Below are 11,700 nucleotides of genomic sequence, written 5' to 3'. Positions count from 1 at the left end.
CACGTGGGAGTGCCTCTGGTGACGCTCTGCGTCACGCGTGTGGACGCGGAGCGTCCTTGGCTGCATTCCCACGCGGGAGCGTGGGAACGATCTGCCGTGTTGCGTCAGGTGTGCAGGCGTACCCACACGCTGACCAACACCGTCGCGGCCATCAACCAGGCCACGGCGGCGACTGCCAGCGATGCCTCCAACCGCAGCCGATCGACCATCACATACAGCGTCGCCAAATACACAAAGTACGGAATGATCGACCACATCCCGAACAGGATCGTGGTCTTCAAGTCCGCAACCGTTCGGCCTTTGCCGACGATGTAATGGGCGATCAGCGCAAAAGTGGGAAACAGCGGCACCAAGCCTGCGATGTAATAGTTTCTGGTCTTGGCCAGCGCCGCCAGGATCAGCACCACTGCGGCGCCAAGTGCAGCCTTCAGGAACAGATCCATCAGTGACTCAACCCGTATTTCTTGACCTTGTCGAACAGGGTGGTCTTGGCCATCCCCAGTTCCTGGCTGGCCTGGGTCAGGTTCCCGCCGCTGCGTTGCAGGGCATCGTTGAGCAGGTTGCGCTCAAAGGCTTCCACCGCCTCGGTAAAGGCAACCCCTTGGTTGCCGCTGCCGGCGCCGCTTTTCTTGAAGGCGGGCAGGCCGAGGGCGAAACGTTCGGCGACGTTGCGCAGCTCACGCACGTTGCCTGGCCAGTCGTGGCTCATCAGGCTGGACAGGGTCTGGTTGTCCAGCTCCGGCACCGCCCGGTCGAAGCGTAGCGACGATTGCTGCAGGAAGTGTTCGAACAGTTGCAGGATGTCTTCGCGCCGTTCGCGCAAAGGCGGCAGTTCCAGGGTGACGACGTTGAGGCGGTAGTACAGGTCGCTGCGGAACTGGCTGGCGCGGCTCAACTCGTCGAGGTCGGACTTGGTGGCAGCGATTACCCGGCAATCCACCGCCACGCTCTGGTTCGAACCCAGGCGTTCCAACGTACGTTCTTGCAGCACCCGCAGCAATTTGATCTGCAGGTTGATCGGCATGCTCTCTACTTCATCGAGGAACAGCGTGCCTTGATGGGCATGCTCGATCTTGCCGATGCGACGTTTGCCGGCGCCGGTGAAGGCGTTGGCCTCGTGGCCGAAAATCTCGCTTTCAAACAGGTTTTCCGGCAGGCCACCGCAGTTGAGGGCGACGAACTGGTGGGTATGGCGCCGGCTGAAATCATGCAGGCAGCGCGCGACCAGTTCCTTGCCGGTGCCGGTCTCGCCTTCGATCAGCACGTTGGCCGAGGTATCGGCGACATTGGCAATCAGTTCGCGCAGGTTTTGCATGGCCGGCGAGCGGCCGATGATGCGGCCTTCCAGTGAGTCGCGTTCGGCCAGTTGCCGGCGTAGCGACCAGACTTCCCGCGCCAGCCCGCGTTGTTCCAGGGCGCGGCGTGCCACGTCCACCAGGCGTTCGGGCGAGAAGGGTTTCTCCATGAAGTCGTAGGCGCCGTTACGCATGGCGCCCACCGCCATGGAGATATCGCCATGCCCGGTGATCAACACCACCGGCAGGCTTTTATCCAGGGCCTTGAGGCGGGTCAGCAGTTCCAGGCCATCGATGCCCGGCAGGCGGATATCGCTGATGACGATGCCGGCAAAGTTTTCGCCGATGCGCTTGAGCGCTTCTTCGGCGCTGCCCACGCCGACGCTAGTGATGTCTTCGAGCGCCAATGCTTGCTGGCAACCGAGCAGTACATGGGGGTCGTCTTCGACGATCAGGACGGTAAGGTCTTGGGCTTGTGTATTCATGTCGACTCAGCTCGTTGAGCGCCCACCAATGGCAGGTTCAAGACAAAGGCGGTACCACCATTGGCCGGATGTTCCACGGCAAGGCTACCGCCTGTGGCGGCCGCGAGGCTTGCGGAAAGGGTCAGGCCCAAGCCCAGGCCTTGTTCGCCGGGCTTGGTGGTAAAAAAGGGTTCGAACAAATGCTTGCGCGCCTCGGGGTCGATGCCGTGGCCATTATCACGCACCAAAAGGCGGTATTTGCCATCGCCGCTCTGGCCTTCCAGCCACAGTTGCGGCACTGCTTGGGCCTGCATCGCATCGAGCGCGTTACCGATCAGGTTGACCAGGATCTGCTCCAGGCGGGTCTGGTCGATCTGCAATTGGGCGTTGGCAAAGTCACGGTGCACGGTCAACGGCAGGCTGTCCAGGCGCGCGCCGAGCACCTGGAACGCGGCGTCCACGGCCTTGCCGAGGCTGGCTTCGCCCTGGTCGTCACCGCGCCGGGCAAAGGAGCGCAGGCTGGCGGTGATGCGGCCCATGCGGTCGATCAGTTCGTTGATGGTCTTGAGGTTGGTGCTGGCAGTGTCCAGGGCGCCGCGCTCAAGGAAGCGTACGGTGTTGCCCGACAGCGTGCGCAGCGCCGCCAGCGGCTGGTTCAGTTCGTGGGCGATGCTGGTGGACATCTGGCCGATGGCCGCGAGTTTGCCGGCCTGCACCAGTTCGTCCTGGGCGTGGCGCAGGGTTTCTTCGGCCTGGCGTCGTTCGCGAATCTGGCCCTTGAGCCGTTCGTTGCTGGCGCGCAGGTCGGCGGTGCGTTCGGCAATCCGACGCTCAAGCTGGCTGTTGGCTTCCTGCAAGGCTTCCCGTGCGGCGAGGCGGGTGGCGATGACCTTGCGCCGTTCGTTCCAGGCGATCAGCAGGAAGGCGACCAGGCCAAAGGCGACGGCCACCAGGATGCCCTGGTTGATCGCAGCGCGGCGCAGGTCGTTGAGCGGGGTGAGCAGGGTGAAATTCCACGGTGTGTCGTTCAGCGGGCGGGTCTGCGCCAGGTAGCTGACGGCGTGCTGGTCGTTGACCACTTCGGTGTTGGCCGGGAAGGTCAGTTTCTCGGTGCCTTCGTTCAGGCGCTCACGGGCCAGGGGTTGCAGTTCATTGAGCGTCGCCCAGTAATATTGCAGGCTGTGGGCCAGGCGGTCCTTGGTGTCATCGCTCAGCGGGCGTACAGCCTTGAGGCGACGCGCCGGGTCGCTGGAAAGAATAATGATGCCGTTCTCATCGCTCACGAAAGCTTCGAGGCGCGCACGTTGCCAGCGCTCTTCAAGGGCTTCGAGGCGCACCTTGACCACGGCGACGCCGATGATCTTGCCGTGCTCTTCCAGGCCGTGGGCCAGGTAATAGCCGGGTTCGCCGTTGGTGCTGCCGATGCCGTAGAAACGACCGGGCTGGCCGCGTACAGCATTCTGGAAATAGGCGCGAAAGGACAGGTCCTCACCTTGGTAACTGTCGGCATCGCGCCAGTTACTGGTGGCCAGCACACGGCCGGTGGTGTCCATTACATAGATGGCGCGGCTGCGACTGCGGCGGTTCAGGCCTTCGAGGTAGTCGTTGACCGTCTTGCGGGTTTCCTGGTTCGGGTCGGCGAGCAGTTGGGAAACACTGGACTCCAGCTCCAGCAGGCTGGGCAGGTAGGTGTACTTGCTCAGTTCGCTTTCGACGGTGCGGGCGTGCAGCTCCAACTGGCGTTCGCCATTGTCGCTGAGGGTGCGGATGCCGTAGTAGTCACTGACCCAGAAGCCGATATAACCCAGGCCGACCATCAGGGCGATGATCAACGGCGGCAGGAACAGTTGGCGTATCAGACGAGGCTTCACGGCAAGTGATGGCGGCGCGGCGCGATATTGATTGGGGTCGCATTTCATCACAGATGCCTTGGGTCAGCTACTTCTCGCCAGTGTAAGAGCGGGCTTGTGTGGGAGCCGGGCTTGCCCGCGATGCAGGCGCCTCGGTGTAACAGTTGCACCGAGGCGATGCCATCGCAGGCAAGCCAGCTCCCACACAAGCCCGGCTCCTACAGGACGAACGGTGTTGCTTTTAGTGCTGCAGGATTTTCTCGAGGAAGTGCTGCGCACGCTCGGAGCGGGCGCTGATGTCGCCGAAGAACTCTTCTTTCGGGCAGTCTTCGATGATCTTGCCGGCATCCATGAAGATCACGCGGTCGGCCACTTTGCGCGCAAAGCCCATTTCGTGGGTCACGCACATCATGGTCATGCCTTCGTGGGCCAGTTGCACCATCACGTCGAGCACTTCGTTGACCATTTCCGGGTCCAGCGCCGAGGTCGGTTCGTCGAACAGCATGACGATCGGGTCCATGGCCAGGGCGCGGGCAATCGCCACACGTTGTTGCTGGCCGCCGGAGAGCTGGCCTGGGTGCTTGTGGGCGTGTGCCGACAAGCCCACGCGTTCGAGCAGTTGCAGGCCCTTCTTGGTGGCTTCTTCCTTGCTGCGGCCCAATACCTTGATCTGCGCGATGGTCAGGTTTTCGGTGATGGTCAGGTGCGGAAACAGCTCGAAGTGCTGGAACACCATGCCTACGCGCGAACGCAGTTTTGGCAGGTTGGTCTTCGGGTCGGCGATGGAGGTGCCGTCGACGACGATGTCGCCTTTCTGGAACGGTTCCAGTGCGTTGACGCACTTGATCAGGGTGGATTTGCCCGAGCCGGATGGCCCGCACACCACGATCACTTCGCCTTTTTTAACCTCGGTGCTGCAATCGGTCAGCACCTGGAAGTCGCCATACCACTTGTTGATGTTCTTGATAGAGATCATACGGCAAACCTTTTTTGCAGACGCTTGACCAGCAGCGAGGCGGAAAAGCTGATGATGAAGTAGACGACACCGGCGAAGATCAGGAACTCATTGGAGCGGCCGATGATGTCGCCGTTGGAGCGGGCGGAGTTGAGGAAGTCCACCAGGCCCACGGTGTAGACCAGGGAGGTGTCCTGGAACAGGATGATCGACTGTTGCAGCAGCAACGGCGTCATCTTGCGGAACGCCTGGGGCAGGATGATCAGGCGCATGGTCTGGCCGTAGGTCATGCCCATGGCTTGTGCCGCCGCCATCTGGCCCTTGGGAATCGACTGCACACCGGCTCGTACGATTTCGCAGAAGTACGCGGCCTCGAACATCATGAACGCCACGACGCAGGAGGTGAACGCGCCGATAGGGGTGTCTTCGCCGGTGATCCAGCGCAGCACGAACGGCACCGCCAGGTAGAACCAGGTGATCACCAGCAGCAAGGGGATCGAGCGGAAGTAGTTCACGTAGGCGCCGGCCACGCGGGACAGCAGTTTGTTGGACGACAAGCGCATCAGGGCCAGGATGGTCCCGATGATGATGCCGCCGACCACGCCCATGACCATCAGCTTCAAGGTCATGACCATGCCGTTCCACAGGCCTGGAATGGCGGGGATGATGCCGCTGAAATCGAAGTCCATTATTTGCCCCCCACGGAGATCAGGCCGGGCACCGCGACTTTCTTCTCGACCACGCGCATCAGCAGCATCAGGCTCATGTTCAGGGTGAAGTAGATCAGCGTGGCCAGGGTGAAGGCTTCAAACAGGTTGGCCGAGAACTCGGCGGTCTGTTTGGTTTGCGCCAGCAGTTCCATCAAGCCGATCAAGGACGCCACGGAGGAGTTCTTGAACACGTTGAGGAATTCCGAGGTAAGCGGCGGAATGATGATGCGGTAAGCCTGGGGCAGCAGCACGTTCCAGTAGATCTGCGGCAGCTTGAAGCCCATGGCGCGCGCCGCGGATTCCTGGCCGCGTGGCAGCGCCTGGATACCGGTACGCACTTGCTCGCACACACGGGCGGCGGTGAACAGGCCCAGGCACACCACGACGCTCAGGTAGGCCGAGGTGGTCGGGTTCAGGTCTTGTTTGTACCAGTCCTGCAGGTTCTGCGGCAGCATGTCCGGTACCAGGAAGTACCAGATGAACAGCTGAACCAGCAGCGGCACGTTACGAAACAGTTCCACGTAGCAGGTCGCGATGCCCGATACGAGGCGGTTTGGCACAGTGCGCATGACCCCCAGAATGGAGCCCAGCAGCAAGGCGATAATCCATGCCACGACAGCGATGGCGATGGTCCAGCCCAGCCCGGAGAGGTACCAGTCGAGATAAGTCTCGCTGCCCACGCCGGTGGACTTGAAGAACACGCCCCAGTCCCAGTTGTAATTCATTAGGGTCTCCCCTCGAGATCGATCGATGTACAAGCACCCGCTTGGGGAAGATCCGTTCCCGCCTGACGTTGAACGCCAGGCACACACGATCGGCTCGAAAACCGCCAGGTCGAGTGTTCCAAGTTAAAACCAGCAGGTAATTACAGACGCCTGAGGGAGGGTTGGCTCCCTCAGGACATAAGCTTAGTCAGGTATCAGATTTTTACTTCTGGCGCTGGTTTGTCGCTAGGGTTAGCGATCAGCTCCTTGACCTTGTCGCTCATCGGGAAGTTAAGGTTCAGGCCTTTCGGTGGGATCGGGCTTTCGAACCATTTGGCGTAGATCTTGTTGATCTCGCCGGACTTGTACAGGGCGACAATGGCGTCATCCACGGCTTTCTTGAAGTCCGGGTCGCCTTTGCGAACCATGCAAGCGTAGGCTTCAAAGGACTGCGGAGTACCGGTAATGACCCAGTCGTCCGGCTTCTTGGCCTTGGCTTCTTCACCGGCCAGCAGGGCGTCGTCCATCATGAATGCAACGGCGCGGCCGCTTTCGAGCATCTGGAAGGATTCGCCGTGGTCTTTGGCGGAGATAACGTTCATGCCCATCTGCTTGTCGGCGTTCATCGCCTTGATGATGCGCTCGGACGTGGTACCGGCGGTGGTCACGACGTTTTTGCCTTTCAGGTCGGCAAAGTCAGCGTAGGACGGCTTGCCTTCCTTGTCTTTCTTGACCAGCAGGCGGGTGCCGATTTCGAAGATGTTGACGGTGAAATCAACTTGCTGGGCGCGTTCGGTGTTGTTGGTGGTGGAGCCGCACTCCAGATCCGCGGTGCCGTTCTGGATCAACGGGATACGGGTTTGCGAGGTCACCAGGTTGTACTTGGCTTTGAGGTCGGGTTTGTTCAGGTCTTTTTTCAGTTGCTCGACAACGGCCAACTGGATGTCGTGGGAGTAGCCCACGGGTTTGCCCGAGCCATCCGCGATGTAGGAAAACGGAATGGAGCTGTCGCGGTGAGCGAGAGTGATGGTGCCGGAGTCGTTGATTTTCTTCAGTGTGCCGGTGAGTTCGGCGGCAAAAACTGGAGTGCTGATCAGAGCAGCAGCGATAGCTGCGCCCAGGATATGGGGAACGATGCGCATCAATACTTCCTCGACATTTGTTTTTTTTATGAAGCCAGCTGAACGGCTCTCTTGTAAAGCGACTGCCCGTGACGGCTCCTAAGGCGCCTCAGGCAATCGTTGAAGAGTGTAGAGCATGAGTCGTGCCATACCGAAAACAAAAGGATAACTTCATGATTTATATGGAAATTAACTTTTTGTGTCGGCAGTATTTTCGGTCGGTAGTCCGGCAAACCGAATAGGGCAGAGGTGTGCGTTCGGAAAACCGAATAGTCCGTAGGAGCGAGCTTGCTCGCGAAAAACGCAAAAACGCCGCGTTTATGCTGAATAAACGCGGCGCTCTCGGGTTTTTCGCGAGCAAGCTCGCTCCTACACTGGGGCGGTCAGGCGGCTTCGATCTTGCTGCGGTTCTGCTCGACCTTGGACAAGTAGCGCTGCAGGTTTTCCTGCTCTTGCGGCGTGGTGAACAGGCCAAGCTTGGTACGGCGCCACAGCACGTCCTGCGGTTGTGTTACCCACTCTTCGGCGCACAGGTAGTCGACTTCGCGGGTATAGAGGCCGCCACCCAAGTGGTCACCCAGATCGGCGAGCGATTGCGCGCCTTCCAGCAAGCGCCAAGTGCGGCTGCCGTAAGTGGTGGACCAGCGACGGGCGATCTCGCTCGGTACCCAGTCGAACTTGGCGCGGATGGCATCGGCCAGGGCTTCTGGGGTAGTCATGTGTTCGCCACCGGGCAGGCTGGCTGTGGCAGTCCAGCTTGGGCGCATCTGGGTGAAGTACGGCGCCAGTTGGGCCATGGCCGACTCAGCCAGTTTGCGATAGGTGGTCAGCTTGCCACCGAACACCGACAGGATCGGCGCTTCGCCGGTGCCGCCGGACAGCGACAGGGTGTAGTCACGCGTAATGGCCGACGGGTTGTCCGACTCGTCATTGCACAGTGGGCGCACGCCGGAGTAGGTGTGGACGATATCGTCACGGCTCAGTTGTTTCTTGAAGTGCGCGTTGACCACTTTAAGCATGTAGTCGGTTTCACCTTCGGTGATCGCCACTGCAGCCGGGTCGCCGGTGTATTCGCGGTCGGTGGTGCCGATGATGGTCAAGTGGTTCAGGTACGGAATGGTGAAGACGATGCGTTGGTCCTCGTTTTGCAGAATATGCGCGTGAGCACCCTCGTACAGTCTCGGCACGATCAGGTGGCTGCCCTGGATCAGACGAATGCCGTACGGTGAATCCAGCTTCAGGTCGTCCCGGATGAATTTGGCCACCCATGGGCCGGCGGCATTCACCAAGGCGCGGGCGCGGATCGAGAACAGGCTGCCGTCGGCACGTTCCATGTTCATTTCCCACATGCCGTTGCTGCGCTTGGCGCTGACGCAACGGGTCTGGGTGTGGATGTGCGCGCCTTTCTCGCGGGCAGCCATGGCGTTGAGTACCACCAGACGGGCGTCGTCGACCCAGCAGTCGGAGTATTCAAAGCCTTTGGTGATTTCGCTTTTCAGCGGGCTGTCGGCACCGAACTTGAGGCTTTTGGAACCCGCGAGCTTTTCGCGCTTGCCCAAGTGGTCATAAAGGAACAGACCAGCACGAATCATCCAGGCCGGGCGCAGGTGCGGGCGGTGCGGCAGTACGAAGCGCATTTGCTTGACGATGTGCGGTGCCTTGGCCAGCAGTACTTCGCGTTCGGCCAATGCTTCACGCACCAGACGGAATTCGTAATGCTCCAGGTAACGCAGTCCACCGTGGATCAGCTTGCTGCTGGCCGATGAGGTGTGGCTGGCCAAGTCATCCTTTTCGCAAAGGAATACCGACAAACCGCGACCGGCTGCGTCTGCTGCAATCCCGACGCCATTGATCCCGCCACCAATTACGGCTACGTCATAGACTTCGGCAAGCGGTGGAGCAGGCAAGGTGGAAGGGTTCATCGGCTGGCCTCGCGATCTTTTCGTCTTGGAATTCGAACATGAATGTTCATTTGCGAAAATGGTAGCTGATAATTGCGGGCACAGCCACCCGACTTCGATTGAAAAAACTCATCGAAGGGCGGGGAAAGGAAGAATCATGAACAAAGGTGAATGTATGGGTGTGAGTGAGGCCGTCATCGCGGGCAAGCCCGGCTCCCACATTTGATCGCATTTCAAACTGTGGGAGTCGGGCTTGCCCGCGATGACGCCTGAACAGGCGCTAAACGACTTCCAGCCGCACCTTGTGCTCATTCAGCACTTGCACCAACGCCGGCACCGGCTGCTGGTCAGTCACCAGGCAGTCCACCAGGCTGATCGGCCCCAGGCGAATCATGGCATTGCGCCCGAATTTGCTGGAGTCCGCCGCCAGGATCACCTGCCGCGCATTGGCGATGATTGCCTGGGAAACCCGCACCTCCTGGTAATCGAAGTCCAGCAGGCTGCCGTCCTCGTCGATCCCGCTGATGCCCACCAGGGCAAAGTCGACCTTGAACTGGTTGATGAAGTCGACACTGGCCTGGCCCACCACACCACCGTCACGGCGCACATTGCCGCCGGTGAGCAACACATCGAAGTCGTCCTTGGCACTGAGCATGGTGGCGACGTTGAGGTTGTTGGTGATGATTTTCAGGTGGCTGTGATTGAGCAGCGCACGGGCGATGGATTCGGTGGTGGTGCCGATGTTGATGAACAGCGAGGCATGATCGGGAATCTGCGCGGCGATGGCTTCACCGATGCGTTGCTTCTCGTCGCGCATCTGGTCGGCACGCATGGCGTACGCGGTGTTCTCGACACTGGAGTCATAGGCTGCGCCGCCGTGGTAGCGGCGCAACAGGTTGGCGTCCGCCAGCTGGTTGATATCGCGGCGGATGGTTTGCGGGGTGACAACGAATAGCTGCGCCATTTCCTCGATACTGACGTACCCGCGTTCGCGGACCAGTTCGAGGATTTGTTGTTGGCGGGGAGGCAGATTCATGGGGCGTCCTTTGGGCTGCCATACAAAAGTGGCCCATGATGACGCAGGAATCCGCTCCCTGCCAGTTACAACCTGCCGTAAGCCAGCGCTTGGCTTATTCGGCGCCTTCGTGCGGCTCCCAGTCACGGGTGCGGCTCACAGCTTTTTGCCAGCCGGCGTAGAGTTTCTCTTTGGCCGCCTCGTCCAGCTGTGGCTCGAACTCGCGCTCGATTACCGCCTTGCCGCGCAACTCGTCCAGGCTGCCCCAGAAGCCACACGCCAGGCCGGCCAGGTAGGCTGCGCCCAAGGCAGTGGTCTCACGCATTTGCGGGCGTTCTACCTGGGTGCCGAGGATGTCGGCCTGGAATTGCATCAGGAAGTTATTGGCAACCGCGCCGCCGTCCACGCGCAGGGCCTTGAGGCGTTCGCCCGAGTCCTGTTGCATGGCGTCGAGGACGTCGCGGGTCTGGTAGGCAATCGACTCCAGGGCTGCGCGAATAATGTGGTCTACGCGTACGCCACGGGTCAGGCCGAACAGTGCGCCACGGGCATACGGGTCCCAGTAGGGCGCGCCGAGACCGGTGAAGGCCGGTACCAGGTACACGCCGTTGCTGTCCTTGACCTTGCCGGCAAAGTATTCGGTGTCGTGGGCATCGTTGATGATCTTCAGCTCGTCACGTAGCCATTGCACGGTGGAGCCACCGTTGAAGACCGCGCCTTCCAGGGCATAGGCCACCTCACCGCGCGGGCCGCAGGCAATGGTGGTGAGCATGCCGTGCTTGGATTTCACCGCCTTGTCGCCGGTGTTCATCAGCAGGAAGCAGCCGGTGCCGTAGGTGTTCTTGGCCTGGCCCGCTTCCACGCACATCTGGCCAAACAGGGCCGCTTGCTGGTCGCCGGCAATGCCACCGATAGCGATGCCGCTCTTGGTACGGCCATAGATTTCCGACGACGACTTCACTTCAGGGAGCATTTCCCGTGGGATGTCGAGAATCTCCAGCATCTTCGCATCCCACTCCAGGGTGTGGATGTTGAAGAGCATGGTGCGCGACGCGTTGGTGTAGTCGGTGACGTGGGTCTTGCCGCCGGTAAATTTCCAGATCAGCCAGCTGTCGACGGTGCCGAACAGCAGTTCGCCATTGCGCGCACGTTCGCGACTGCCTTCGACGTTGTCGAGGATCCACTTGAGCTTGGTGCCGGAGAAGTATGGGTCGGTCACAAGGCCCGTGGTGTCGCTGATGTATTGCTCATGGCCGTCGCGCTTGAGCTGCTGGCAGATCTCGGTACTGCGGCGGCACTGCCAGACAATAGCGTTATAGATCGGGCGGCCGGTGATCTTGTCCCAGACCACCGTGGTTTCACGCTGGTTGGTGATACCGATGGCGGCCACCTGGTCATGGTGCAGGCCGGCCTGCGCCAGCGCTTCGACCATCACCGCGCTCTGGGTGGCGAAGATTTCCATTGGGTCATGTTCAACCCAGCCAGCCTGCGGGTAGTGCTGGACGAATTCACGCTGGGCGGTACACACCACGTTGGCGTCACGATCGAAGATGATCGCCCGGGAACTGGTGGTGCCCTGATCAAGGGCAATGATGTAGTTCTTATTCTGAAGGTCGGTCATGTCAATTGCCTTGGACGAAATAAGGAAGTCAGAAATCAGCCTGGGCCGCGAAGGGCAGGGGACC

10 protein-coding genes are annotated in these 11,700 nt (G+C 60.5%); all 10 read right to left on the bottom strand.

All coding sequences use genetic code 11. The annotated features are described in order from the left end of the window. Positions 1 to 104 precede the first annotated feature (104 nt). Positions 105 to 443: a GlpM family protein gene (locus tag HU730_RS06995; protein ID WP_014717129.1), complete on the bottom strand. Its 339-nt coding sequence runs from the start codon at positions 441 to 443 to the stop codon at positions 105 to 107. Beyond that, entirely contained in the window at positions 443 to 1,780 is a 1,338-nt protein-coding gene (locus tag HU730_RS06990; RefSeq protein ID WP_034126459.1) for a sigma-54 dependent transcriptional regulator, read from the bottom strand. The genes HU730_RS06995 and HU730_RS06990 overlap by 1 nt, the downstream gene beginning before the upstream one ends. Then, a complete protein-coding gene (locus tag HU730_RS06985; RefSeq protein WP_034126460.1) occupies positions 1,777 to 3,678 on the bottom strand; it encodes a sensor histidine kinase in 1,902 nt (633 codons plus the stop codon). The genes HU730_RS06990 and HU730_RS06985 overlap by 4 nt, the downstream gene beginning before the upstream one ends. Before the next feature lie 172 nt (positions 3,679 to 3,850). Beyond that, complete coding sequence (locus HU730_RS06980; RefSeq protein ID WP_007916729.1) at positions 3,851 to 4,585, bottom strand: amino acid ABC transporter ATP-binding protein; 735 nt, start codon at positions 4,583 to 4,585, stop codon at positions 3,851 to 3,853. Beyond that, on the bottom strand, positions 4,582 to 5,253 hold the full coding sequence (locus tag HU730_RS06975; RefSeq protein WP_003188954.1) for an ABC transporter permease subunit: 672 nt from the start codon (positions 5,251 to 5,253) through the stop codon (positions 4,582 to 4,584). The genes HU730_RS06980 and HU730_RS06975 overlap by 4 nt, the downstream gene beginning before the upstream one ends. Further along, positions 5,253 to 5,999, bottom strand: a complete 747-nt coding sequence (locus HU730_RS06970; protein ID WP_014717132.1) for an amino acid ABC transporter permease — start codon at positions 5,997 to 5,999, stop codon at positions 5,253 to 5,255. The genes HU730_RS06975 and HU730_RS06970 overlap by 1 nt, the downstream gene beginning before the upstream one ends. Before the next feature lie 194 nt (positions 6,000 to 6,193). Next, positions 6,194 to 7,120 (bottom strand): glutamate/aspartate ABC transporter substrate-binding protein, encoded by a 927-nt coding sequence (locus tag HU730_RS06965; protein ID WP_003188957.1) that lies wholly within the window; start codon positions 7,118 to 7,120, stop codon positions 6,194 to 6,196. Between the two features lie 362 nt (positions 7,121 to 7,482). After that, positions 7,483 to 9,021: a glycerol-3-phosphate dehydrogenase gene (gene glpD / locus HU730_RS06960; RefSeq protein ID WP_186526480.1), complete on the bottom strand. Its 1,539-nt coding sequence runs from the start codon at positions 9,019 to 9,021 to the stop codon at positions 7,483 to 7,485. 259 nt (positions 9,022 to 9,280) lie between these two features. Further along, complete coding sequence (locus HU730_RS06955; protein ID WP_003188962.1) at positions 9,281 to 10,036, bottom strand: DeoR/GlpR family transcriptional regulator; 756 nt, start codon at positions 10,034 to 10,036, stop codon at positions 9,281 to 9,283. Positions 10,037 to 10,130: 94 nt separating this feature from the next. After that, positions 10,131 to 11,636, bottom strand: a complete 1,506-nt coding sequence (glpK, locus tag HU730_RS06950; RefSeq protein ID WP_032893327.1) for a glycerol kinase GlpK — start codon at positions 11,634 to 11,636, stop codon at positions 10,131 to 10,133. Positions 11,637 to 11,700 lie beyond the last annotated feature (64 nt).

This window comes from Pseudomonas sp. SWRI22, assembly GCF_014268395.2.
GTDB lineage: Bacteria > Pseudomonadota > Gammaproteobacteria > Pseudomonadales > Pseudomonadaceae > Aquipseudomonas > Aquipseudomonas paracarnis.
The sequence above is the reverse complement of the archived record's forward strand: the minus strand, read 5'-3'. Positions and strand labels throughout refer to the sequence as shown.

What these genes read in the sequence shown, in the direction of transcription:
- HU730_RS06955 (WP_003188962.1), bottom strand. Translation starts at nt 10,036, where the DNA reads ATGAATCTGCCTCCCCGCCAACAACAAATCCTCGAACTGGTCCGCGAA.
- HU730_RS06975 (WP_003188954.1), bottom strand. Translation starts at nt 5,253, where the DNA reads ATGGACTTCGATTTCAGCGGCATCATCCCCGCCATTCCAGGCCTGTGG.
- HU730_RS06980 (WP_007916729.1), bottom strand. Translation starts at nt 4,585, where the DNA reads ATGATCTCTATCAAGAACATCAACAAGTGGTATGGCGACTTCCAGGTG.
- HU730_RS06965 (WP_003188957.1), bottom strand. Translation starts at nt 7,120, where the DNA reads ATGCGCATCGTTCCCCATATCCTGGGCGCAGCTATCGCTGCTGCTCTG.
- HU730_RS06970 (WP_014717132.1), bottom strand. Translation starts at nt 5,999, where the DNA reads ATGAATTACAACTGGGACTGGGGCGTGTTCTTCAAGTCCACCGGCGTG.
- HU730_RS06990 (WP_034126459.1), bottom strand. Translation starts at nt 1,780, where the DNA reads ATGAATACACAAGCCCAAGACCTTACCGTCCTGATCGTCGAAGACGAC.
- HU730_RS06995 (WP_014717129.1), bottom strand. Translation starts at nt 443, where the DNA reads ATGGATCTGTTCCTGAAGGCTGCACTTGGCGCCGCAGTGGTGCTGATC.
- HU730_RS06985 (WP_034126460.1), bottom strand. Translation starts at nt 3,678, where the DNA reads ATGAAATGCGACCCCAATCAATATCGCGCCGCGCCGCCATCACTTGCC.
- glpD (WP_186526480.1), bottom strand. Translation starts at nt 9,021, where the DNA reads ATGAACCCTTCCACCTTGCCTGCTCCACCGCTTGCCGAAGTCTATGAC.
- glpK (WP_032893327.1), bottom strand. Translation starts at nt 11,636, where the DNA reads ATGACCGACCTTCAGAATAAGAACTACATCATTGCCCTTGATCAGGGC.